23 protein-coding genes are annotated in these 23,676 nt (G+C 71.7%); 18 read left to right on the forward strand and 5 right to left on the reverse strand.

Features of this window, described 5'->3' with window-relative positions:
- Window positions 1-13: 13 nt before the first annotated feature.
- A complete protein-coding gene (locus MHY49_RS12590) occupies window positions 14-919 on the reverse strand; it encodes an SDR family NAD(P)-dependent oxidoreductase (protein ID WP_239204582.1) in 906 nt (301 codons plus the stop codon).
- A 40-nt stretch (window positions 920-959) separates the two neighbouring features.
- Here MHY49_RS12590 and MHY49_RS12595 point away from each other — a divergent pair, with 40 nt between their 5' ends.
- From MHY49_RS12595 to MHY49_RS12605, 3 genes are all read left to right on the forward strand, one after another.
- Window positions 960-3,044, forward strand: coding sequence for a M3 family metallopeptidase (locus MHY49_RS12595; RefSeq protein ID WP_239204584.1), 2,085 nt, complete (start codon window positions 960-962; stop codon window positions 3,042-3,044).
- Between the two features lie 107 nt (window positions 3,045-3,151).
- Window positions 3,152-3,856 (forward strand): hypothetical protein, encoded by a 705-nt coding sequence (locus MHY49_RS12600; RefSeq protein WP_239204586.1) that lies wholly within the window; start codon window positions 3,152-3,154, stop codon window positions 3,854-3,856.
- A complete protein-coding gene (locus MHY49_RS12605) occupies window positions 3,853-4,434 on the forward strand; it encodes a YbaK/EbsC family protein (protein WP_239204588.1) in 582 nt (193 codons plus the stop codon). The genes MHY49_RS12600 and MHY49_RS12605 overlap by 4 nt, the downstream gene beginning before the upstream one ends.
- A 79-nt stretch (window positions 4,435-4,513) precedes the next feature.
- On the opposite strand, the gene MHY49_RS12610 is transcribed toward MHY49_RS12605, so the two are convergent.
- Window positions 4,514-4,963: a hypothetical protein gene (locus MHY49_RS12610; protein ID WP_239204590.1), complete on the reverse strand. Its 450-nt coding sequence runs from the start codon at window positions 4,961-4,963 to the stop codon at window positions 4,514-4,516.
- Window positions 4,964-4,979: 16 nt separating this feature from the next.
- Window positions 4,980-5,573 carry a DUF4126 domain-containing protein gene (locus MHY49_RS12615; RefSeq protein ID WP_239204592.1) on the reverse strand — a complete coding sequence of 198 codons (594 nt, stop codon included), beginning with the start codon at window positions 5,571-5,573 and terminating at the stop codon, window positions 4,980-4,982.
- A gap of 58 nt (window positions 5,574-5,631) precedes the next feature.
- On the opposite strand from MHY49_RS12615, the gene MHY49_RS12620 reads away from it, so the two are divergent.
- The 5 genes from MHY49_RS12620 (at window position 5,632) to MHY49_RS19110 (ending at window position 10,159) form a co-directional block, all read left to right on the forward strand.
- Window positions 5,632-6,264 (forward strand): hypothetical protein, encoded by a 633-nt coding sequence (locus MHY49_RS12620; RefSeq protein ID WP_228359340.1) that lies wholly within the window; start codon window positions 5,632-5,634, stop codon window positions 6,262-6,264.
- A gap of 343 nt (window positions 6,265-6,607) precedes the next feature.
- The gene (locus MHY49_RS12625) at window positions 6,608-7,234 is read left to right on the forward strand and encodes a DUF47 domain-containing protein (protein WP_200501450.1); all 627 of its coding nucleotides are present in this window, start codon (window positions 6,608-6,610) and stop codon (window positions 7,232-7,234) included.
- Window positions 7,235-7,242: 8 nt separating this feature from the next.
- The gene (locus MHY49_RS12630; protein WP_239204594.1) at window positions 7,243-8,265 is read left to right on the forward strand and encodes an inorganic phosphate transporter; all 1,023 of its coding nucleotides are present in this window, start codon (window positions 7,243-7,245) and stop codon (window positions 8,263-8,265) included.
- 86 nt (window positions 8,266-8,351) lie between these two features.
- Entirely contained in the window at window positions 8,352-9,305 is a 954-nt protein-coding gene (locus tag MHY49_RS19200) for a hypothetical protein (protein WP_304502679.1), read from the forward strand.
- 5 nt (window positions 9,306-9,310) lie between these two features.
- Window positions 9,311-10,159: a DUF6069 family protein gene (locus tag MHY49_RS19110; protein ID WP_255719920.1), complete on the forward strand. Its 849-nt coding sequence runs from the start codon at window positions 9,311-9,313 to the stop codon at window positions 10,157-10,159.
- Between the two features lie 57 nt (window positions 10,160-10,216).
- Here MHY49_RS19110 and MHY49_RS12645 read toward each other — a convergent pair whose 3' ends face one another.
- The gene (locus MHY49_RS12645) at window positions 10,217-11,158 is read right to left on the reverse strand and encodes a LysR family transcriptional regulator (protein ID WP_239204598.1); all 942 of its coding nucleotides are present in this window, start codon (window positions 11,156-11,158) and stop codon (window positions 10,217-10,219) included.
- Window positions 11,159-11,371: 213 nt separating this feature from the next.
- Between MHY49_RS12645 and MHY49_RS12650 the strand changes: the two genes are divergently transcribed.
- The 8 genes from MHY49_RS12650 to MHY49_RS12685 all read left to right on the forward strand — a co-directional run bounded on the left by MHY49_RS12650 (window position 11,372) and on the right by MHY49_RS12685 (window position 21,188).
- Entirely contained in the window at window positions 11,372-12,049 is a 678-nt protein-coding gene (locus MHY49_RS12650; protein ID WP_239204600.1) for an RraA family protein, read from the forward strand.
- Complete coding sequence (locus MHY49_RS12655) at window positions 12,046-13,407, forward strand: MFS transporter (protein ID WP_239204602.1); 1,362 nt, start codon at window positions 12,046-12,048, stop codon at window positions 13,405-13,407. Before MHY49_RS12650 ends, MHY49_RS12655 begins: the two co-directional genes overlap by 4 nt.
- Window positions 13,408-13,503: 96 nt before the next feature.
- Complete coding sequence (locus tag MHY49_RS12660) at window positions 13,504-14,190, forward strand: methyltransferase (protein ID WP_239204604.1); 687 nt, start codon at window positions 13,504-13,506, stop codon at window positions 14,188-14,190.
- A complete protein-coding gene (gene gltS, locus MHY49_RS12665; RefSeq protein ID WP_239204606.1) occupies window positions 14,190-15,371 on the forward strand; it encodes a sodium/glutamate symporter in 1,182 nt (393 codons plus the stop codon). The genes MHY49_RS12660 and gltS overlap by 1 nt, the downstream gene beginning before the upstream one ends.
- A gap of 98 nt (window positions 15,372-15,469) precedes the next feature.
- Window positions 15,470-16,234, forward strand: coding sequence for a CPBP family intramembrane glutamic endopeptidase (locus MHY49_RS12670; protein WP_239204608.1), 765 nt, complete (start codon window positions 15,470-15,472; stop codon window positions 16,232-16,234).
- Between the two features lie 39 nt (window positions 16,235-16,273).
- Entirely contained in the window at window positions 16,274-17,128 is an 855-nt protein-coding gene (locus MHY49_RS12675) for a DNA-formamidopyrimidine glycosylase family protein (protein WP_239204610.1), read from the forward strand.
- 139 nt (window positions 17,129-17,267) lie between these two features.
- Window positions 17,268-18,911: a phosphoglucomutase (alpha-D-glucose-1,6-bisphosphate-dependent) gene (gene pgm / locus MHY49_RS12680; protein ID WP_239204612.1), complete on the forward strand. Its 1,644-nt coding sequence runs from the start codon at window positions 17,268-17,270 to the stop codon at window positions 18,909-18,911.
- Between the two features lie 528 nt (window positions 18,912-19,439).
- Entirely contained in the window at window positions 19,440-21,188 is a 1,749-nt protein-coding gene (locus MHY49_RS12685) for a hypothetical protein (RefSeq protein ID WP_239204614.1), read from the forward strand.
- 77 nt (window positions 21,189-21,265) lie between these two features.
- On the opposite strand, the gene MHY49_RS12690 is transcribed toward MHY49_RS12685, so the two are convergent.
- A complete protein-coding gene (locus MHY49_RS12690; protein WP_239204616.1) occupies window positions 21,266-21,841 on the reverse strand; it encodes a protein tyrosine phosphatase in 576 nt (191 codons plus the stop codon).
- Between the two features lie 122 nt (window positions 21,842-21,963).
- On the opposite strand from MHY49_RS12690, the gene MHY49_RS12695 reads away from it, so the two are divergent.
- Complete coding sequence (locus MHY49_RS12695; protein WP_228359349.1) at window positions 21,964-22,500, forward strand: GNAT family N-acetyltransferase; 537 nt, start codon at window positions 21,964-21,966, stop codon at window positions 22,498-22,500.
- Window positions 22,497-23,573 (forward strand): phosphatase domain-containing protein, encoded by a 1,077-nt coding sequence (locus tag MHY49_RS12700; protein WP_239204618.1) that lies wholly within the window; start codon window positions 22,497-22,499, stop codon window positions 23,571-23,573. The genes MHY49_RS12695 and MHY49_RS12700 overlap by 4 nt, the downstream gene beginning before the upstream one ends.
- The last annotated feature ends 103 nt before the right edge of the window (window positions 23,574-23,676 follow it).

Below are 23,676 nucleotides of genomic sequence, written 5' to 3' on the forward strand. Positions count from 1 at the left end.
CCGACCGCCTCCGTCAGGTCGCCGCGATCCTGCGGTCCGCCCACTCCGTCACCCGCCGAGCCAGCGCGTGGTCGTTCGCAGCGTCCGAGCGGCGCAGCAGGGTCGGCCGCCCGCGGTTGCCCATCGGCCCGTCGGGGCCGATGTAGGAGCCGGGTGGGAGGGGCTGGGTGGCGGCGAAGAGGACGGACTCGGCGCCGCGGGCGGCGGGCATCGCGATCGGCCGGGTGACCTCGGTGACCACGGCGTCCAGTGCGGCGGAGCCGGTCGCGTTCTGGATGTTCGTCAGCACCCACCCGGGATGCGCGATCTGCAGGTCCACGCCTGTTCCGCGCAGGGACTCGGCGAGGTCGAGCGCCCACAGCATCGCCGTCAGCTTCGAGCGCCCGTAGGAGGCGGAGATGCTCCAGCGGCCGCGCGCGAAGTCCATGTCCGTCAGGTCGATGCGGCCGGCCTTGTGGGCGTGGGAGCCGACGAGCACGATCCGGTCGCGCACCAGCGGCCGCAGCAGCGTGGTGAGGAGCCGGGGAGCGAGGGCGTTGACGGCGAGCGCGCGCTCGATCCCGTCGGCCGTCTCCTCGCGTCGACGGGTGACCGTGCCGGCGCCGTGCACGAGCACGTCGATGCCCCGGTCGCCGACGGCCTCGGCGATCGCGGAGGCGCCCTCGCGCACCGATGCCATCGACGCGAGGTCGAGGCGGACGAGGCGGACGGCGTCCTCCCGGCCCGTCTCCCGCGCGATGCGCCCGCGCACCACCTCGCCCTTGGCCGTCGTCCGCACCGGCAGCACCAGATCGGCGCCCCAGCGGGCGAGCTGCAGCGCCGCCTCCCTGCACAGCCCGTCGCTGCCGCCCGTGAGCACGATCAGCCGGCCGCTGAGGTCCGGCGCGTGCAGGTGCTCCCATCCCATGACTGTTCGCATCCGCCCACGGTAGGCGCACGGCGCACATAGGCTGGTCACCATGCCTTCCACACCCGACGCCGACGTCACCGCCGCCACCGAGACCGCCGCCACCGACCTCACCGGCAACCCCTTCGCCGAGCCCTCGACGCTGCCCTACGATCTGCCGGACTTCGCGGCGATCCGTCCCGCGCACTTCCTGCCGGCGCTGCGCGCGGGCATCGCCGAGCAGAAGGCGATGATCGCGCAGGTCGCGGCCGACGAGGAGCCGCCGACGTTCGACACCGTGATCCGTCCGCTCGAGGAGGGCTCGCCCCTGCTGCAGCGCGCGCTGCCGGTGCTCTTCCACCTGCTGGGGACCGACGGCACCGAGGAGCTGCAGGCCATCGAGGCGGAGATCATGCCGGAGCTGACGGCCCTCGAGGACTCGGTGTGGCTGGACGGGCGGATCTTCGCGCGGGTCGAGGCGCTCGAGCGCGACGCCGACGCCCTCGATCTGAGCCCCGAGGAGCGGCACGTCCTGGAGCGCACGCGTCTGCGCTTCGAGCTGCGCGGCGCCCAGCTGGATCCGGCGCAGAAGGCCCGGCTGGGCGAGGTCAACCAGGAGCTCTCGTCCCTGCAGACCCGCTTCACCCAGCAGACGAAGGCCGACCTCCACGACGCGGCCGTGCTCGTGACCGATGAGGCGGAGCTCGCGGGCCTCGACGACTCCCAGAAGGAGGCCGCGCGCCTCGCGGCCGAGGACGCCGGGAAAGAGGGCTGGCTGCTCACGCTGATCCTGCCCACGATGCAGCCGCTGCTGGCCTCTCTCACCGACCGCACGGTCCGCGAGCGCCTGTACACCGCGTCGATCGAGCGCGGCACCGAGACGTGGGACCTCGCGAAGAAGATCGCCCGCCTGCGTGCGGAGAAGGCCCACCTGCTGGGCTTCGCGGACTTCGCCGAGCTCGCGGTCGCCGACCGCACCGCGAAGACCCCGTCGGCCGTCGAGGACTTCCTCGCGCAGATCGCCGGGCCCGCGGTGCGCAACGCCGACCGCGAGGCGGAGCGCCTGGCCGCGCGGGCCGCGCGCGACGGCATCGACGAGCTCGCCCCCTGGGACTGGTCCTTCTACTCGGAGCTGATCCGCGCCGAGGAGTTCGCGGTCGACCAGGCCGAGCTGCAGCCCTATTTCGTGCTGGACCGGGTCCTCGAGGACGGCGTGTTCCGCGCCGCGCACGACGTCTACGGGCTGTCCTTCGCCCGTCGCGAGGACCTCACTCCCCCGCACCCGCTCGCCCGGATCTGGGAGGTGACCAGGGAGGACGGCTCCGCCGTCGGCCTGTTCATCGGCGACTACTTCACCCGGCCCACCAAGCGCGGCGGCGCCTGGATGAACACGCTCGTGGACCAGTCGCGCCACGACGGCACGCTGCCGATCGTCATGAACACGATGAACGTGTCCCGCCCCGGCGAGGGCCGGCCCGCGTTCGTGACCCTCGACGAGGTCGGCACGATGTTCCACGAGTTCGGGCACGCCCTGCACGCGCTGCTCTCGGACGTGGAGAACTCGTTCGTGGCCGGCACGGCCGTCGCCCGCGACGTCGTCGAGTTCCCCAGCCAGGTCAACGAGATGTGGGCGCTGCGTGAGGGCATCGTCGAGCACTACGCCCTGCACGTCGAGACCGGCGAGGTGGTCCCGGCGGAGCTGCTCGAGAAGGTCCGCGCGGCCGAGCAGTGGAACGCCGGCTTCCGCACCCTCGAGCACGTGGCCGCGGTGACCCTGGACTGGCGCTGGCACCGACTGAGCGAGGACACGCACATCGGCGACCCGCATGCCTTCGAGGCCGCGCAGCTGGAGAACGCGGGGCTCGCGCATCCTCTGATCGCCCCGCGCTACCGCACCGGCTACTTCCAGCACACCTTCTCCGGCGGGTACGCCTCCGGCTACTACTCCTACCTGTGGGCCGAGGCGTACGACGCCGACGCCGTCGCCTGGTACGAGGAGCAGCTGGCCGAGGGGATCTCCCCGCGCGAGGCGGGCCGGCGCTTCGCCGCCGGCATCCTCTCGATCGGCGGCTCGCGCGATCTGCCCGAGGCCTACCGGGCCTTCCGCGGCCGCGACCGCGACGCGCGCTTCCTGCTCGAGCGCCACGGGCTCGTCTGAGCCGTCGGCCCCGTCGGCCCCTCCTCCCGGCCGACGGGGAGCCGTTTCCCGGCGTCGACCCAGCGAACATCGAGACCGCTCCAGGGTTCTCTGCCATGCTCGACCCCATGACCCAGGACCAGCAGGCCGACTCGGCCACGGAGACCCCGACCGCGCCGACGATCTTCACCGCCTACGAGATCGACGACATGCTCACTCTGAGCGACACGAGGTCGTCGGAGATCACGCGCGACCAGCTCGGCATCCCGGGCGTGCCGGGGTCCGGGCCGGCGACCGAGCACGTGACGGCGGCGGTCAACGCGGGCCTGCGGGCCCGCGGCATGCTCGTGCGCCGCGGCGGCGAGTGGGTGCTGGGGCCGCAGGGCGAGCTCGTGGCGACCACCCTCACCACGGCCGACCGCTGGCTCGGGATCGCCCTCGCGCAGGACGCGGGCATGCGCGCGGCCTTCGTCGTGAAGGCCGGCAGCAGCGTCCTCATGCTCACGCAGGATGACCTGGACTCCTTCCAGGTCACGTCGCTGAGCGGGGCCGACGGGCGCTCGGCGGGCGACGTGCCGAAGGCCGTGGCCCGGGTCGCCACGACGTTCCTGCGCCGGGGCGCCGGGCACACCGTCAGCCTGCGCCGCACCGACATCTCCGATCCGGACTCGACGACGCCGCTCATGGTGCATGTCGAGGACGACGGCTCCTGGCAGGCGGGTCACCTGCCCTTCACCGAGGACGGCGTGCTCTCCGCCTCGCCGATCGCGCTCACCGAGGTCGAGCCCGCGATCGCCGATCTCTGGGAGCGCGGGGAGAGCCGCGGGCGATGAGCAGCGGGGACGGACGCAGCGCGCGCGGGAACCTGGACTGGACACCGGCCCTCGAGTCGTCGGACGCGGGGGCTTCGGTCGACGCCCCACTCGCGCTCCTGGCCCCACCGGTCGCGGCAGCACTTCGCGCGGGCCACGCACCGAGCGCGGAAGTCACCGAGATCGACCCCGGCCTGGCCGACACCGCAGAGTTCTGCGAACGCTACGAGGTCCCGCTCGAGGCATCGGCGAACTGCGTGGTCGTGCTGGGCCGACGCGGCGAGGCGCGCACACACGCCGCAGTCATGGTGCTCGCGACAGATCGGGCCGACGTCAACAAGCGCGTGCGCAAGCACCTCGATGCGCGCAAGATCAGCTTCGCCGATCAGAGCGAGGTCGAGGAGGCGACCGGGATGACCTCGGGCGGGATCACGCCCGTCGGCCTGCCCGAGAGCTGGCCGATCCTCGTCGACGAGCGCGTCGCCGCAGCGCCCCTGGTGGTCATCGGCGGCGGCACCCGCGGCGCGAAGCTGCTGGTGCCCGGGTCGGAGCTCGCGAGCCTGCCCGGCGCAGAGGTGCTCGACCTGGTGGTCGACTGACACGTCCGTGCGGAGCGTACTCGAGGCTCCATCGTCCTAGCAGAGCAGCGCGAGCGACCTCAGCGAACCGCGCAGGGGTTCAGTTGCCGCCGTCAGCGTCGATGACTGCGATGGCGTCGAAGTCCTCGACTGCCAGGACACGAGCACGGAGCACTGGCCGGCCTTCGATCCTCGCCTTCAAGAGCCGAAGCACGCCGTCGAGGATGACGAGACACCCGTCGTCCCGTTCGTAGGTCTCCAGTGGGTATCCCAGATCGGCCGACATCGTCCGCTCCCATTGCTCCGGGTGCGCGCTCGGCTCGGAGGCGACGTCGAAAGGTGAGGCGCGGAAGGGGCTGCCTCCCGCGGACCAGAACGGCAGACCCAGGTGCCAGAGAAGACTCGCAGTCTCCACGTCCCGCTCGGGCAGCACCAGGGAGTGAAGACGCTCGAGGTCCCAATGGAAGTCGAGGAGGACTCCGTCCAGCACGGCGGGGCGCTGGTCGAGAAGGGGGAATGGCACTCTGCGCACGGGCTGTGCTGCGTTCACGGGGTGGGCCGCGCCTTCAGCCGACGCCCGGTGCCGCGGCCTCCCGGGCCCGTCGGCGAGCGCGCACCCGCGACCAGATCCGCAGCGCACGGTAGATGAGGTACCCGCCCGCGAGCAGCGCGATCACGGCGATCACGCCGGCGACGACGGGCAGGGCGATCGAGAGCGCGCCGACCACGAGGGCGGCCACATCCTCGGTGCCGGAGACGGCGACGTTCGAGACGGGCTCGGGCGAGGTGTTCACGACCGCGCGGGTCGCGGCCTTCGCGCCGTGGGCGCCGAGGGAGGCGAGGACGCCGATGATCGCGAGCACGATCGCGTGGGTCGTGTCGGTCTCCCCGCCGAGCAGGTAGCCGATGGCGCCGCCCGCGACGGGCCGCACCACGGTGTGGACGACGTCCCAGAACGAGTCGAGGAAGGCGATCTTGTCGGCCGCGAAGTCCACGAGCAGCAGCACGGCGGTGATGACCAGCACGTCGGAGCGCTGCAGGACCTGCGGGATGTCGTCGACGCCCAGGAACCGTCCGCTCATCCCCAGCAGGAACACCATGAGGTACGGGCGCAGGCCGCTCACCCAGCCCGACCCGAGCGTCATCATCACCGCTTCCATGGGCGACAGCGTAGGCGACGGCGGCGTCGCGGCCGACGCCCGGGCCTACCCTGGATGCATGTCTTCGACGCCCTCACCCCGCTTCCGCCGACCCGCTCCCCTGTTCGCGGCGCGCGCGGAGGAGATCCCGGGCGCGCCCGATCCGCAGCTCGCGACGGACCTGGGCCATGAGAGCGCCCGCGCGCTGCTGGACGGGGTGTACCGCAGCACCGACCCGGCGGTCGTCGAGCGGGTGCTGCACCTGGTGGAGACCGAGGGACTGGACGATCTCGCCTCGCTGTGGTCGGGCTCCCCGGCGGAGACCCTGCCCGGGGCGCTGTGGCGCCTGTACGTGCTGCACACGTGGGCGCAGCGCAACGCCCATGACGTGGTGCGCCGCTACCGCGAGGGCTCGCACACGATCCCCGGCCTGCGCTACCTCGCGGGCGTCGCGGAGCCGCCGGACATCGACCAGGTCCGCGCGACGCTCGACGAGATCCTGCGCGGCGCCTTCACGGGCGACCTGCCGATCGCCCTGGGCCGCGCCGGGGCCGTCGCGGTGCTGTGCGCCCACGGCACCGCGCACCTGGCCGACCGCGAGCAGACGTCCGAGCAGCAGCACGCGATGACCACGCAGGCGTCCCGTCTGCTCTCCACCGGCGAGGAGCTCACCGAGGCCGCACGCATGGCGGAGGCCGGCACCCTGAGCTGACGCCGACTGCGGCCCCGCCCGACGTCGGCCGCATTCCCGGAGACGCCCCGTCCGTCTCGATCCCCACATCCCCGCGGCCCGTGATGCGTCGCGGGTTGCGGATGTCCTACGATGGGACGCGCGTCGGGCCGCGGTTGCCCCGGGCTCCAACATTCGCCGCTTCGAGCGGCCTTCGCGCCGTCAGGCGCACCCGGTCCGGCGCGCCCCTCCTTCTGCGGGCGGCGTCGTCGCCCCATGGATGGCGCCCTCGGGCGTCAGCCCAGCTCGCCCGCACTGCCCGCATTCGTGCCGACCCCCGTCCGTGCCGAGTAACCGTGCCGACCCGTCCTTGCGAGGAGACGTCGTGGCGTTCCGCTTGTTCTCCCGTCGCTTCGAGAGCTCCCTGCACGACCTCTTCAACGATCTCGCGCAGGTGCTCGTCGCCGGGGCGGAGATCCACTCGCGCACCCTCGGCCAGTCCCCGCGCGATCGGGCCCGCAGCGCCCCTCGCCTGCACGAGCTGGCGAGCGATTCCTCGCAGCTCTCGCACCGGATCGCGAACCGTCTGGCGGACTCGCTGATCACCCCCTTCGAGGCCGACGCCCTCCACGACCTCGCGCTGACCATGTCGGACCTCATGTACTCCCTCGAGCGCACGGCGGAGCTCTCGGCGGCGCGCGGCGCCACGGCCGTGCCCGACGTGCTGCTGGAGGCCGCGCAGCTCATCGAGCGCGGCTGCGAGCTGACGGTCGAGGCGGTCTGGAAGCTGCAGGCGGTCAAGGAGCTCGAGGGGTACGCCCAGGAGATGCGGCGCCTGCGCCGCCACGGCGACGGCCTGGCCCTGCGCGCCCGCACCGAGGTCTACGCCCGCGGCGGCGCCGCGGCGGACCTGCTGCGCGAGCGCGACCAGGTCGAGAGCGTCGAGGCGAGCCTGCGGCTGCTGGACGAGCTGGGGCGCACGGCGGACCTGCTGCGCGTCAAGGCACCGTAGGCCCGCCGATGGTGTCCCCCTTCTTCGTCGCGGCGGTGTGCCTGGCCCTGGTCATGGCCTACGTGAACGGCCTGCACGACGCCTCGAACGCGGTCTCCACCACCATCGCCACGCGTGCCATGTCCGAGCGCGCGGCCCTGATCCTCGCCGCGATCCTCAACCTGCTCGGCTCCCTGCTGGGGCTCGGCATGTCGCTGACCGGCGCCCGGTGGGCGCTGGACCTCGCGGGCCTGGAATCCCTCACCCACGCCGACGTGCACGGCGATCCACTCGTGCCGCCGATGCTCGTGGGCGTGGCGCTCGCGGTGATCTGCTGGTCGGTTCTCACGTGGGCGCTCGGGATCCCCTCCTCGACCTGGCAGGCGATGCTCGGCGCGGCCGCCGGCGCGGCCCTCGCGATGGGACTTCCCGTGCCCTGGCTCGCGGCGCTCGCGCTGATCGTGCTGCCGCTCGTGGTCGCGCCGGTGGTCAGCGGCATCGCCTCCTACGCGCTCGCCCGCGGGATCCGCCGCCTGGGGGCGGAGGACCGCATCAGCATCGGGACCCTGCAGTTCCTGCAGACCCTCTCCGCCGGCGCCGTCGCCACCGCGCACGGCTTCTCGGACTCGCGGATCTCGATGGCGCTGATCGTGCTCGCGGCCTCCTACCAGGGCATCGACATGGCGGACACCCCCGCCGCGGTGTCCGCGATGGTCGCCGTCTCGCTCGCGCTCGCGCTCGGAACGCTCGTGGGCGGGCACCGCATCATCCGCACGCTCGCGCGCCGTCTGACGAACCTGGCCACGGTCCAGGGCTTCGCCGCCGAGACGGTCGCCGCGATCGTGGTGCTCGTGGGCGCGAGCGGCACCGGCACCTCCTTCTCGACCTCGCAGTCGCTGACCTCGAGCGTCGTCGGCTCCGGCCTCGCCCTGGGACCGCGCCAGATCCGCTGGAAGCTGTTCGGCGGCATCCTGGGGATCTGGGTCGCGACCCCGATCGCGTGCCTGGGGCTCGGTGCGATGTGCACGCTGCTGGTGCACCGCCTCACCTGAGGCTCCGCGTCCCCGCGCGCACTCTGCGGACGTTCGGGACGTCTCGTTATCCTGTCCCGACCCGACGTCGCCTCACAGGAGGTCTGATGCCCTCGCCCGACGAGCGCCCCGCCGCACGACCTCGCCCCAGCTACGGCCTGCCCGGACCGGGCACGAACGCGTCCGACGGCCCCTCGGCCGACCGGGGCCGCCCGACGTACGGCCAGTCGGCGCCCGGCGCGCCGTCCGCGGGCACGACCGGCGGCACGTCGCCTGCCGGCCCGAACGTCGGCGCGTCCGACGGAGCGCCGAACACCGGCGCGAACGGCTCGGCGGGCTCCTCGGCCCCGTCCGGTCCGACGGGCTACGTGCTCCCTCCGAAGGGTCAGCGCGGCTCCGCCGGCGGCCCGACGGGCCCCGCGGGGAACCAGGCGGGACCCGGCGGCGGCCCGGCAGGACCGACCGGCCCGGCGGGGCCGGCATACGGGCCTGCGGGATCCGGCGGGCCGACGGGCCCCGCGGGAGCGGCCGCGCCGACGCGCCGGCGCGGGAAGCTCCCGCTGATCCTGGGCATCGTGCTCATCGTCGTCGCGCTCGCCCTGGCGATCATCGGCCCGATCATCAGCGTGCGGAACGTGGTTTCGGCGATCGACGCGGACGGCAACGCCATCTCCGACGGCAAGGCCGAGGTCCCGCTGGACGAGTTCGACATGATCCTCGTGTACGTGCCGAGCGAGGACTCGGGGACCGCCGAGTGCACGTCCTCGAGCCCCGGGGACTCCTCGGTGCAGACGGACACCGGCGGCGGGCAGTCCGTCACCTTCCCCAACGGCACCTCCTACGAGCAGCGCTCGGGGATCCTCGCGACCTCGGACACGACCGTGACCGTCTCCTGCACCGGCACCAGCTCGGCCGACGCGATGTACGTGGGCCCGATCAACGTGTGGGGCTTCGTGGTGCCGTTCTTCGGCGGCATCGTGCTGGGCCTGTTCATCGGACTGATCGGCCTGGTCCTCACGATCGTGGGGATCGTGCTGATGGTGCGCTCGCGTCGGGCGTGATGCGCATGCCGTCCTCCCAGCCCACCTCGCCCGAGCCCGAGGCGCCTGACGCGCCTGACGCGAACCTGCCTCAGGCCGGGACGGCCGACGCGGAACCTGCCCAGCCCGCGACGGCGGACGCGAACACGCCTGAGGCCGAAGCGGCCTGGCCCGGAGGGATCCCGCCGGTCGAGCCCCGGCCACGCTCGTCCTGGCCTGGCGCACCCCGCCCGGCCGAGAGCGCGACGCAGGGCTCCGGTGACTCCGGCGAGTCTCGCGAACCTCATGAGTCGCCCGCGTCCACCGACTCCCGACCCCAGACGGCCAAGCGCACGGCGTCCCGGCATAACGCGTCCCGCTCCGGTGCCTCTCGCACCGATGCCGACAGCCCTAGCCCGTCCTCCCGCGACACAGCCTCGCGAGAGACTTCCCAGTCGACCGGACCGCGCCGCGGCCCCATCGACACTCCGCGCGCCTCCCGGGCGATCGCCGCGCTCGTGCTCGCGGTGCTCGCGGCGATCCTGGTGTGGGTGGTCGCGACCCCGATCGCCGGGCTCGACCTGCACGCGGGCGGTTGGTCCATCAGCCCCGGCGCGATCATCCCCGCGGTGCTCGTGCCCGGGATCCTCGCCTGGGTTCTGCGCATCGCCTTCGAGCCCTCGCCCCGCGGGCCCCTGATCTGGACGATCATCGCGGTCGTGGTGCTCGCGCTGTCCCTGCTCGGACCGGTGGTGATGGGCGCTTCGGGGCCGATCCTGCTGGCGCTGCTGGCGATGCACGTGCTGGCGGGCGCCGTCCTCGTCGTCGGCCTGCGCGGTCCGCGCGGGACGGTGCACGTCTCCCGCACACGGCCCTCTGGAAGCCCCCGCGGCTGACCCTGTCTCGCGTCGTCGCGAGCTGCTCGCCCGCGCGTCCGTGAGGGCCGTGCCCGGTCATCCCTGGCTCGGCGCACTCCATGTCACGCCGGCCCAGCGCCCGTCGGTCGCGGCGTCGCGCATGACCCGCTCCATGGCCTCGACGACCACAGCGCCCACCCGGTTCTCGCGCGCCGTGCGCGGACGGGCGAGGACCAGGGTGCGGGCCATCTCCTCATCGGCGATCGGCGCGACGGCCAGATGCTCGCGGGCGTCGTCGTCCACCAGGCAGACGGCGGGCAGGATCGTCCATCCGTGCCCGGCTGCGGCCAGGCCGGTGAGCACTCGTGAGCGGTCAGCCTCGACCACGATCTCCGGCTCGACACCCGCCTGCGCGGCCGCCTGATCCACCATCGACCGGATCGCGTTGCCGCGCAGCGGCAGCAGGAGCGGATGGCGGGCAACCTCGCTGAACGGCACGGGAGAGCCGTCCTCGAGGCCCTCTCCCGACGCGGCCGCGGCCCACATCTGCTCCCGCGCCACCGGCCTCGAGACGAATGCCGTGGGCTCGTCGACACCGAACAGGATCGCCGCGTCGAGCTCCCCGTCGTAGAGGAGCTGACGCAACTGACCGGCGAACTCCGAGACGATGCGGAGCTCCAGGTGGGGGTGCTCCCGACGCAGGATGTCCACGAGCGGCGCCGCCAGGAGGTCCGTCACGCTGTCGAGCAGCCCGATCGTCACCGGTCCGCGCAGGACGTCCGGCCCGGACGCCACGGCGGCGCGGGCGCGCTCCAGCTCGGCGACGGCCCGCCGCGCGTGCACCACGAGCTTCTCCCCGGCCGCGGTCGGTCGCATCCCGCTGCGCGTGCGCTCGAACAGCTCGACGCCCAGCTCCGCCTCGAGCTGCTTGATCTGACGCGTCACCGCCGGCTGGACGAGCCGGAGGGTCAGGGCCGCCCGGGTGACGCTCCCGGCGTCCGCGACGGCGAGCACCGCGTACAGCTGTCGTGTCTCCATCTCTGCCTCCCAGCGCGCAGTGGGCGGACTGCCCGACGTCATCTGCATCGGCGATCGATCGGCGTCACGGCACGGGAGCTCCGTCCCGCCTGGACCGATGCCACGTGCAGATACAGGTATCACGAATCGGTATTCGACAGGCGTCGAATTCACGAAACATGATGACTGAGTTCACCTCACCTCGACACCGATGTCGGAAGGAGGGGCTCGTCGATGGAGAACAGCCCCGCACGATCCACCACCCCCGAGGAGCGGCTGCGCGCTCTGCCCACCGCCGCCGTCTCCGACGCCCTCGACTCACTCGGGATCGCCGGGCAGATGCCGGGGATCGCGACCCGGAACGAGCCCGGCCGCGCCGTCGCCGGCCGCGCCTTCACCGTCCGCTACGAACCGGTCGACAGCACCGGAGGCACCGTCGGCGACTTCCTCGACGACGTCGAGCCGGGCCAGATCGTCGTGATCGACAACCAGGGCCGGTCGGACTGCACCGTCTGGGGCGGGATCATGAGCCGCACGGCCGCCTCGCGGGGGATCGCCGGCACAGTCATCGACGGGACCTGCCGCGACCTCGCCGCCTCCCGCGAGGCCGGCTACCCCCTGTGGTCCGCCTCGGTCTACATGCGCACGGGCAAGGACCGCGTGCGCATCGCCGAGACCCAGGGGACCCTGCGCATCGGCGAGGCGGAGGTCGCCCCCGGCGACTTCGTGATGGCCGACGCCGACGGTGCCCTCTGCATTCCCGCCGCGCGGATCGACGAGGTCCTCGAGCTCGCCGAGCGCATCGAGAGCACCGAGCAGGCGATCGCGCGCACAGTCCTCGAGGGAAGCACCCTCGCCGACGCCCGCGAGCGGTTCGCCTACCACTCGCTCCAGAGCGCAGTCCGGTCATGAGCCGCAGCTCCGCAGGCCATGTGCGCTGGTCCTTCGGGATCTTCGTGCTCGTCATCTGCTTCGTCGCCTACCTCGACCGCATCGCCTTCTCGGTCTCGGCGAGCCCGCTCATGGACGAGCTCGACATCACCCCGGTGCAGTTCGGCCTCGCGACCACCGTCTTCAACATCGGCTACTTCGCCCTGCAGATCCCGAGCGGGATGCTGATCCGCCGCGTCGGCCCGCGCTGGGCGATGGCGATCGCGCTGCTGGGCTGGTCGCTGTTCACCGGGCTCACGGGGCTCGCGAACTCGCTGACCATGCTGCTCGCGGTGCGCGCTCTGTTCGGCGCCGCGGAGGCGCCCGTGTTCCCGTCGGCCAACAGCTTCTTCGCCAACTGGTTCCCCGCGCAGGAGCGCGGCCGGGCGAACGCCATGATGAACGCCGGCGGTTTCCTGGGCCCGGCCGTCGGCGCGATCCTCCTGGTGCCGATGATCGGCGTGATCGGCTGGCGCGGAGGGTTCCTGGTCTGCTTCCTGCTCGGCGCCGCGATCACCGTGATCTGGGTGCTGCTGGCACGGGACCATCCCACGCAGCACCGCGCGGTGGGCGCGTCCGAGCAGGCGGTCATCCTCGAAGGACGGGAGCGGCGGCCCGCGCCGCAGCGCGCACCGTGGGGGGTCTTCCTGCGCTCGCGCTCGTTCTGGGCGCTCGCCCTGGCGTTCTTCGGGACCCTGTGGGTGGTGCAGTTCTTCATCTACTGGCTGCCCTACTACCTCGAGAAGGGCCTCGGCGTCCCGTTCGCCCACGTCGGCACCTACACGAGCGCGTCGTTCGTCGTGATCGTGGTCAGCGTGCTGGTGGCGGGCACCGCGAGCGACCGCATCCTGCGCGCCACGGGCAGCAGGTTCCTCGCCCGCAACGTCCTCTCGCTCGCAGGCCTCGTCGTCGCCGCCTCGTGCCTGCTGCTGAGCACCACGACGCAGAGCGTGCCGCTGGGCGTGCTGTGGCTGAGCATCGCGCTGGGCGGGGCAGGCTTCGCCCAGACCCTGGCCTGGACGATCGCCACCGACATCGGGCGGGAGTTCACCGCGACCGTCGGCAGCTGGATGAACATGTGGGGCTTCATCGCCGCGGCGATCGTGCCGACGGTGGCCCCCGCCCTCGCCGAACGCCTCGGCTGGACGGCCGTCATCACGCTCGACGCAGCCGTCGCCGTGCTGGGGATCGTCGGCTTCCTGCTCGTGCGCAGCGACACGCCGCTGATCAGCGCCCCCGACGGGAGCGGCCGCGGGAACGACCGCGGGAGCGGCGACGGCACCGACGGCAGCGGCGACGACCTCCGCGCGGGCCGCTCCGGGAGCACCACGCCCGCCTGACCCCACCCGGGCCGCCGCACGCTCGCATCACGCCGCGTCCGGCGCGCCCCACTGCTTCGCACGACCGCAGAACCCCACCCCTACCGAAGGAGCACCATGTCCCAGCCCGGTTTCGTCATCCACGAGGATCCGGTACGCCCCGATCCGAGCATCCTGGAGAGGTTCCGCGGCCTGCCCGCCGCGGCGGTGGGCGATGCCTCCCATCGCACCGCCGCGCTCCCCTCCCGTATCGCCCCCATGAACGACGCCCCGATCCTCGGCGTGGCCTACACGGTCGACGTGCAGCCCGGAGACAACCTGCTCCTCTACTACGCGATCGACAACGCACAGCCGGGCGACGTGCTCGTGGTCGCCGGCAAGGCGCACTCCGAGCGGGCGCTGTGCGGCGAGATCATGGCCGAGCTCGCGCAGGCGCGCGGACTCGGCGGCCTGGTCATCGACGGCGCCATCCGCGATCGCGAGGAGCTCGCGGTCCTCGACATCCCCGTGCGCGCCGCGGCCTGCACGCCGAACGGTCCGTTCAAGCACGGACCCGGCACCGTGAACGCCCCGGTCGCGATCGGCGATCGCGTCGTCCACCCCGGCGACATCGTCCTGGGCGACGCCACCGGCATCGTCACGGTGCCCGCCGAGAGCGCCGAGGAGGTCGCCGCGGCCGCCGCCGCGATCGTCACCAAGGAAGAGGGGATGCTCGCGGGGATCCGCGAGCAGGGGAACCTCGACCTGGCCTGGATGTACGCCGCGCTCGAGCAGTCCGACTGCGAGATCCGGAGGTCCAGCTGATGCACATCACCTTCGACCTCTTCCAGACCGTCGGCATCGCGGCGCTGGTCTACGCGATCGGCGTGTGGATCAAGAACCACGTCACCGTGCTGCGGACGTACTTCATCCCCGCCCCCGTCGTGGGCGGCATCCTGTGCAGCCTGCTGGTCCTGGCAGGCCAGCTCACCGGCTTGTTCTCCGTGGAGTTCACGCCCACGGTGCAGGACTTCTTCATGAACGTGTTCTTCACGGCCACGGGGCTCACCTGCAGTTTCCGCGTGATCCGGGCCAGCGGACGCGCCGGGGCCGTGCTCGCCGTGGGCGCCGTGCTCTTCCTCGTCGTCCAGAATTTCGTCGGCGCGGGCCTTGCCGCGCTGTTCGGCATCAACCCCCTGCTCGGCGTCGCGATGGGGTCCATCGCCCTCTCGGGCGGCGTCGGCTCCGGCGCGGCCTTCGGTCCGACCCTCGAGCAGGCCGGCGCCGCGGGTGGCACCACCGTGGGCATCGCGGCCGCGACCTTCGGCCTGCTGCTGGGCAGCCTCATCGGCGGCCCCGTCGCCAAGCGCCTGATCCGCCGTCATCAGCTGGCCTCCGGCGACACCTCGAAGACCTCGGAGGAGGAGAAGAAGGAGGTGCGGCCGCTCGACGGCAAGCGCGTCCTCTTCGCCGCCGTGCTCGTGCTGGTCGCGGGACTGCTCGGCTCCTACATCTCGGGACTTCTCGCACTGACGGGGCTGGACTTCCCCTACTACGTGGGCTGCCTGTTCGGCGGGCTCATCATCCGCAACCTCGCGGATCTGCGCGGCCGCGAGCTCGACCTCCCGGAGATCGACGTCATCAGCAACGGGTCCCTGAACCTGTTCCTCTCGCTCGCCCTGATGACCCTGGGGCTCGGGGAGCTCGCCGGTCTCGCGCTGCCGATGATCGTCATCCTGCTGGTGCAGACCGCCGTGATGGCGACCTGGGCATACGTCGTCACCTTCCGCACCATGGGCCGCGACTACGAGGCCGCCGTCATGGCTGCGGGTCACTGCGGCGTGGGGCTGGGGCAGACGCCCAACGCGATCGCGAACATGGCGTCGATCATCGAGCGCCATGGGCCCGCCCCGAAGGCCTGGGTGGTGCTGCCGGTGATCACCGTGGTCTTCATCAACATCGCCAACCCTTTGGTCATCACCGCGTTCATCAATGCCTTGTCCTGACGGTGTCGGGTCCCGATACTGGGGGCGGTCGGCATCGGCCGCGCTCGACGTCACCGTCGCCCCGGTCCTGCCGCCGCACCTCGGAGGAGATGAGACCGATGATGTCGACTCAGGATCTCTGGACCGCTTGTCTGCTGATCCCCGCGATCGTCCTCGGCATCATCGGGGCCGTGGCCGCTCATCGCCGACGGACCTCTCTGGGTCTCTCCCTGCGCCACGGCGCCGTGAGGGAGTTCCTGTCCGGCTGCGCCTTCTCCCTGCCCTTCGTGCTGGTGCTCATCGGGGTCATGGACCTCACCGGCCTCGTGGACGGCCCCGTGTGGATCGGGGGCTGGGCCTCCGCCGCGGGGATCGCCGTGTATTTCCTGGTGCTGTTCCTGCTCGAGGAGATCGCGTTCCGCGCGCTGCTGATGACGGGGCTCGGCGTGCTGATCGGGCGCTCGGGTGCCTGGATGATCACGGCGGTGGCGGTCGCGGGCGCCTACGCCTTCGCGCCGCACACGGGCGTGCTGCCGGTGGCCGGCGCGATCATCACGAACCTGCTCACGGGTCTCGCGCGCTGGCGGACGGGCCGCATCTGGTGGGGGTTCGGGCAGCGCTGGCTGTGGAACACGGCGGTCGTCGCGCTCGGCTTCACCGACAGCGGCTTCGCCCTGCAGGACGGCCTCATGCATCAGCCGATCGCGGGACCGTCGTGGCTGACGGGCGGCGGGTTCGGTCTGGAGGGCGGGTTCGTCGGCATCGCCTTCCTGGTGGTGATGATGCTCGGCGTCGCACTGTTCGCCCGAGGGCGCACGGGCCCCTGGCGGATCTCCGCCAGGACAGGAGCGTCCGACGCGCCCGCCCCCTCCGAACGCGCGTAGTCCCGCTCCCCCACGACCCCGTCGCCTCATACTGGAGGCATGCCGGAACTGCCCGAGCTCGACGCCGCCGTCGCGCAGATCGACCGACTCCTCGCCTCGCGTCGTCTGCACGGCGCGGACGTCGCCGCCATCAGCGTGCTGAAGACGGCGGACCTTCCCCTGGCCGATCTCACGGGCCGCGAGCTCACCGGGGTCAGCCGCCGCGGCAAGCATCTCCTACTGGATCTCGAGGGGACCGCGCTGGTCATGCATCTGGCGCGCGCGGGCTGGCTGCGGCACCACACGCAGGCTCCTGCGGGTGCGCCGGGGCCGCGCAAGGGCCCGCTCGCCGTGCGGATGGTGTGGGACGACGGCTCCGCCCTGGACGTCACCGAGCAGGGCACCCGCAAGGGCGTCGCGCTGTGGGCCACCACGGCCCCGGAGGAGCTGGAGACGCTGGCCCGGCTGGGCCCGGAGGCCGACGCGCTCGACGAAGCCGCGTTCACAGGCGTCTGCGCCGGCACCCACGCGCATCTGAAGACAGTCCTCACCGACCAGACCCTGATGGCCGGCATCGGCAACGCCTGGTCCGACGAGGTCCTCCACACCGCGCGCCTCTCCCCCTTCGCCGCGGCCGACGGCCTGGACCGCGAGACGGCCGCGCGTCTGCACCGAGCCCTGCGCGAGGTGCTGGAGCGCGCCGCGGAGGGGCTGCGGGACCTGCCGCTGGACCGCATCAAGCGGGCGAAGAAGGCGCTGCTGCGTGTGCACGGCAGGGCCGGGGAGGATTGCCCCACGTGCGGGACGAGGATCGCGGAGGTCTCCTTCGCCGAGCGCTCCCTTCAGTACTGCCCCACCTGCCAGACCGGCGGTCGGCGTCTGAGCGACCGCCGGATGGACCGCCTGCTGCGCTGACCCCGGCTCCTCCTGGGCACCGTCCGGGACCCTTCCGGGATCGTGGACAGGCCCCATCTCACGCACCGGGCCCCGGGCGGCGGCGCCCAGCCGCGCTTCCTAGAGTGGGCCGATCGGACCAATCGAGGGAGAGATGATCATGGCGCAGCATGAGCGAGCAGGTCAGAAGGCCCGCCCGGAGGATCTTGTCGACGTCGCGGAGCTGTTGGACGCGTACTACGACCTCCATCCGGATGCGAGCGATCCCGATCAGGCGGTCGTCTTCGGCACCTCGGGCCATCGCGGCTCGTCGCTGGACACGGCGTTCAACGAGGATCACATCGCGGCGACGACGCAGGCGATCGTGGAGTACCGGGCCGCGCAGGGGATCCGCGGCCCGCTGTTCATCGGCCGGGACACGCATGCGCTGTCGACCCCGGCCTTCGACACCGCGCTCGAAGTGCTCGGCGGCAACGACGTCACCGTGCTCATCGACTCGCGCGACGCCTATACGCCGACGCCCGCGGTCTCGCACGCGATCCTCGTGCACAACCGCGGCAAGGGCGGTCAGGATGCGACCCGGGCCGACGGCATCGTCGTCACCCCGAGCCACAACCCCCCGCGCGACGGCGGCTTCAAGTACAACCCGCCGCACGGCGGACCGGCGGGCTCGGACGCGACCGGCTGGATCGCCGACCGCGCGAACGAGCTGCTGAAGAGCGGCCTGAGCGGCGTGCGCCGGATCGAGCGCCAGCAGGCCCACGCCCGCGCCGAGCGCTACGACTACCTCAAGAACTACATCGACGACCTGCCCAGCGTGGTGGACCTCGATGCGATCCGCAGCGCGGGCGTGCACATCGGTGCGGACCCGCTGGGCGGCGCCTCGGTGGACTACTGGGCGATGATCGCCGAGATGCACGACCTGAACCTCGACGTCATGAACCCGAACGTCGACCCGCAGTGGTCGTTCATGACGCTGGATCGGGACGGCAAGATCCGCATGGACTGCTCGAGCCCCTGGGCGATGGCCTCGCTGCTCGAGGTCAAGGACCGCTACGACATCGCCACCGGCAACGACGCGGACTCCGATCGTCACGGCATCGTCACGCCCGACGGCGGGCTGATGAACCCCAACCACTACCTCGCGGTCGCGATCCGCTACCTCTTCTCCCATCGGCCCAACTGGCCGACGTCCGCGAAGGTCGGCAAGACCATCGTCTCCTCCTCGCTCATCGACAAGGTGACGACGTCGCTGGGACGCGACCTGTTCGAGGTGCCCGTGGGCTTCAAGTACTTCGTGCCCGGCCTCATCTACTCCTCGGTGGGCTTCGGCGGCGAGGAGAGCGCGGGCGCCTCGTTCCTGCGCCGCGACGGCAGCGTATGGACGACCGACAAGGACGGCATCATCCTCGCGCTGCTGGCCTCGGAGATCCTCGCCGTCACCGGGAAGACCCCGAGCCAGCTGCACGGCGAGCTCGTCAAGGAGTTCGGCGCGAGCGCCTACGCCCGCATCGACGCCCCGGCGAACCGCGAGCAGAAGGCGAAGCTCAAGAGCCTCACGCCCGACGCGGTGAGCGCCACCGACCTCGCCGGCGAGACCATCACCGACAAGATGACGGTCGCGCCCGACGGCTCCGCGATCGGCGGCCTCAAGGTCTCCACCGAGAGCTCGTGGTTCGCCGCGCGCCCCTCGGGCACGGAGGACGTGTACAAGATCTACGCCGAGTCCTTCCGCGGCGAGGACCACCTCGCCGAGGTCCAGGAGGCCGCGAAGAAGGTCGTCGACACCGCCCTGGAGGACTGACTCCGGGCCGACGGAGCACCGGGCAGCGCCCGTCCCGCCGTCGTGGGGCGGGCGCTGCGCGTGTGGGGCCGCTCGCGCACGGTTTCCGCGCGCGTGCGCGCGGGGACGGGTTGTGGTTACCGTAGAGTCTTCAACTTCCGACCTCCGCCTGCCGGGCCGACGACCCCCGCGCATCCTGCTTCCCCCGGGTTCCCCCGGTGCTCGGATGCGCTTCCCAGGACGTTCCCCGCGATGAGCGCTCGTGCACACCGCCATTGCGCGATCGCCGGGAAAGAGGCAGGGTGGTAGTTGGCCAAGGAACAGTAACGAGTCGGCAAAGGGCACACGGAGCTTCCCCGCACATACCCACCCAATCCGCCCGTCTGGTTGGCACGAACATTGCTGACCTGCAAAGACGACGCAAGCCCCGGACTTCGCCCTCGCCATGTATCGTTCCGCAGAGCAATGACCCACACCACGTGGGAACCCCATCCGAAGACGGATCGTCGACCGGCGAGCCGCACAGAGTGACGCGAGGAGAGGAGGCGCATGCGACGCACGACACCCGCACGCAGTGCACGCGATGCACGGCGCCCTGTCCGCGCCATCCATCTGCGCGCCGCCTCCGTCGTCGCACTCGCCGCCCTCGGGGTGGGAGTGGCCCCTGCCGTCGCAGCGCCGCTGACAGGAACGCACTCGGCCATCGTGACGGCCGACAAGAGCGATGCCGTGAGCGATGGTGGCGGCTCGGATGGCGGCGACGACAACAACGATCCGACTGCGACGCCTCCCGAGCCCGAGTCTCCGGAAGAGTCATCGACCGAATCACAAGATGCAAGTGCCTCGGAATCCAATGGAAAGGCCGACGCCCAAGGCGGCAAGACGGCATCTTCCTCGGGGACGCAGTCGGGTCCATCGACGCTGAAGGGTTCTCCGTCGTCGGACGGAGGCGACAAGACGCCCCCGGCAGCGACGGAGAGCGCGAACACCCCCGGGCTAAGTCTGGGAGAGAAGTCCTTGCCTGCAGGCAAGGGCACACATGTAGCGATCACCGGATTCCCCAAGTCGAGCCGTGTCACCGTGACAGCCACGGGTCCCGATGGACAGTCCACCAAGGAGTTCACGGCGGAGCTACCCGCGACCGATGGGGATGGTGCCGCATCGACGTGGCTCAAGGTCCCCGAAGACGCTCCGGCGGGCGAATACAAGGTCACTGCCGCCACTGACGACAAGGGGACCACCACGGAGGCAGAGCTGGAGGTGACCGAGGCAGTTCCCGATGAGGACGCCGCCCTCACCCTCACTCCCTCGAGCGTGCCCGTGGGGAAATCGACCACCATCTCGGGATCACACTTCTGGGCGAAAGGCTCCGGGGAGGGTTCGAAGCGGGAAGTCACCGTTCAGCTTCTCGACTCGGAGACGAACAAGGTCGTCAAGACCGTCAGGCCCACGATGCACGAAGGCACTTTCACTGCGAAGGTGAAGACCTCCACCAAGGAAACTCCCCCCGGCACGTACAAGGTCGTCGCCACGTCAGGTTCTGCGGCCAGTGAGAAGACGGACTCGGCGACGCTGACGGTGAAGGGGTCGACCCCCGCACCACCGTCCGACGATGGCTCGCCCACCGGTGGCATGGGCGGAGGGTCCGGCAGTGGAACGCCGACCACCGATGACCCTCCCTCCAACTCGAACACGCCTCCGAGCTCGTCCTCGACGAGCGACGCCCCGTCGACGACGAGCACGTCGCCCTCGACTTCGAGCGGCTCGCGCAGCGCATCCGCGACCTCCGAGGTCCCGCCCGCCACGAGCACGCGCGACAGCTCGAAGGAGATCGAGCTGAGCGCGCCGTCGGACGACTCGTCGTCGAAGAGCACGGAGAAGTCCGAGAAGAAGGACACGTCGGAGAAGCCGACGAAGGACGAGAAGTCCGAGAAGGCCAAGGACGAGGACAAGAAGACCTCGGACACGCCGCAGGAGACCTCCGACCAGCCGGTGTCCGATCAGCAGAGCGACGCCACCCAGGCCGCCGCGACCATGGATGACGACGACACCACCTCGAGCGGCCCCACCACCGTCACCACGCAGGACGACGGCGGCGGTCCCCTGGTGAAGCTCTTCAGCTCCATCGGCGGCGAGGACGCGAGCGGCATGGACCGCATCCGCCAGGTGTTCATCGCGACCCTGGGCGTCGGCTTCCTGACCGCGCTGGGCTTCACCACCGCCTCGTGGCTGAGCCGCCGCAGCGGCACCCACAGCGCCCGCGCCGGCCTGCGTCAGCTGTTCCACCGCAGGCACTGAGCCGACCTGCCGTCGGCCCCTCGGATCGAGCGCATCGAACCGGGCATCTGCCCGCGTCCGACCATCCGCAGGACGCGTCAGGCGCGGTGCGTCGGCGTCCGTCGTTCGCCGTTGCCCGCGCGCTTCTTCGCACTGTCCAGGGCATCCAGCTGCACCCGCAGGTACAGGACGAGCGAGGGCATCGCGCGGATCATCCCCAGGACCGTGCGGTCGAAGGCCTTCTGCCCCTCGTACCAGGGATCCGGCACCGCCATGTCCTCCTCGCGCGCGTTCGCGGGGACGACGGGGTCGAACTGGCGCCACAGCAGGACGTCCGGGCGCGGCTCGCCCTCGGGGATCTGATCGACCTTGCGGCGCATCGTCGCCGCGTGCTCCGCGGTCATCGCGAGCACGAGGTCCCACCCGACCAGCTCGGACTGGTGGACTGTGCGGGCCGTGTGATCGAACGGCTCCTCGAACCCCGCGTTCACCAGGGCCTTCACGGTGCGCTCGTCCATCGGCATGCCCTCGGAGTCCCAGCTGGTGCCGGCCGATCCCACGTCGATGCGGTCCGACAGGCCCTCCTGGAGAAGTCCCTGCCGCAGGATGACGGCCGCTGCGGGGGAACGACACATGTTCCCCGTGCACACGGTCAGGACACGGAAATCAGCCACATCGACATTGTGACAGCACGATGACGCCTGCGCGGCCATCCGGAGATATGGCAAGGTGGGAGAGATCCTGGGGTCGAGACTCTTCCAGTTCTCGCACCCCGCGCAGGTAGGATGCCTGACGGGTGAGCGCGGGACCGCTCGTCCCGACGCTGACCCACGAACCGGAGGAGACCATGGTCGACATCATCCGTGCACGCGAGGACGACTGGTCGCTCGTCCGCGAGATCCGGCTTCGTTCGCTGAGCACCGATCCCGAGGCCTTCGGCCAGACCTGGGAGCACGAGAGCACCTACGACGACACCGCCTGGCGCGAGCGCATCGAGGCCGCCGCCTGGTTCCTCGCCGTCGAGAACGAGCAGCCCGTCGCCGTGGTCGCCAGCCGCCACGAGGCGGACTCGCCCGAGAACGAGCGCGAGCTCCAGGCCATGTGGGTCACGCCCGAGGCGCGCAAGGGCGGCATCGCCCAGAAGCTCGCCCAGAGCGTCTGCTCCTGGGCCGCGGAGGACGGCGCCGACACGGTCACCCTGTACGTCGGCCCCGAGAACACCGGCGCCCGCAAGACCTATGAGGCGCTCGGGTTCACCGACACGGGCGACCGCTGGGAGGTCGTCGAGGACGATCCCCGCTCCTCCTGGATCAAGATGTCGCGCAGCGTGTGACACCCGCGCCTCAGCCCTCGGGCCCGCAGCAGGGGCGCCTGCAGCCGCACTGGTCGGCGCGGATCGAGAACGTCAAGAACGCTGTGGTCAGCGGCGTCCTCGACACCGTGGGCTGGGTGCTGCGGATCAAGCCGTTCACCGGCTTCGGCACCCCCGGCCGCGTGCGGATCATCGCGCGCGTGCTGTGGGCCCGGCCGTCGGCCCCCGCCGACTACCACGACCAGCCCGTGTGGGACATGCGCTCGATGGCCGTGCGGGGCTGGCGCAGTTTCATCTCGCAGGTCGCCCCGCACCAGGACGTGCGCATCCACCTCGACGGGCGCGAGTACGCGGTGCGCTCGGACCGCTCGGGCCTCGTGGACGTCGAGCTCGACGCAGACCTGCCGCCCGGCGTGCACATCGCCCGCATCGCCACCACGACCGAGAACACCGTGACCGCCGAGGTCCACGTCCACTCCCCCGACGAGACCTTCGGCGTGGTCAGCGACATCGACGACACCGTGGTGGTCACCTGGCTCCCGCGGCCGCTGCTCGCCTTCTGGAACGCCTTCGTCATCCCCCAGACCTCCCGCCGCGCCGTCGCCGGCATGGCGATGCTCTACCAGCGGATCGCACGCGCGCACACCTCCGCCCCGTTCGTGTACCTCTCGACGGGCGCCTGGAACGTGTTCCCCGTGCTCCAGCGCTTCCTCTACAAGAACGGCTACCCCGACGGCCCGCTGCTGCTCACCGACTGGGGGCCTACGAACACCGGCTTCTTCCGCTCCGGCCGCGCCCACAAGGAGCGCACCCTGGAGACGCTCGTCGAGCAGTTCCCGCACGCCCGCTGGCTGCTCATCGGGGACGACGGGCAGCACGACCCGGCGATCTACGCGGCCTTCGCCCGCGCGCACCCCGAGAACGTCGCCGCCGTCGCGATCCGCGAGCTCACCGAGCCCGAGCAGGTGCTCTCCAGCGGCCTGCGCGCCCGGCGCCACCCCGACCTGCCCGCCGACTCGCCCGTGGTGTGGGTCCAGGGGGCCGACGGCCACGCCCTCCTCCACAGCCTGCGCCGCGAGGGCATCGTGCCGTGAGAGGCCCGCGAGCCCAGGACGCCCCGACCGCCGGCCGAACAGCAGCTGACCCCCGCATCCCCGACCGCACCCCACCCCGCAGGAGGTCCTGACCACCGTGTCC

Source organism: Brachybacterium sp. ACRRE (assembly GCF_022346485.1).
Taxonomy (GTDB): Bacteria; Actinomycetota; Actinomycetes; order Actinomycetales; family Dermabacteraceae; genus Brachybacterium; species Brachybacterium halotolerans.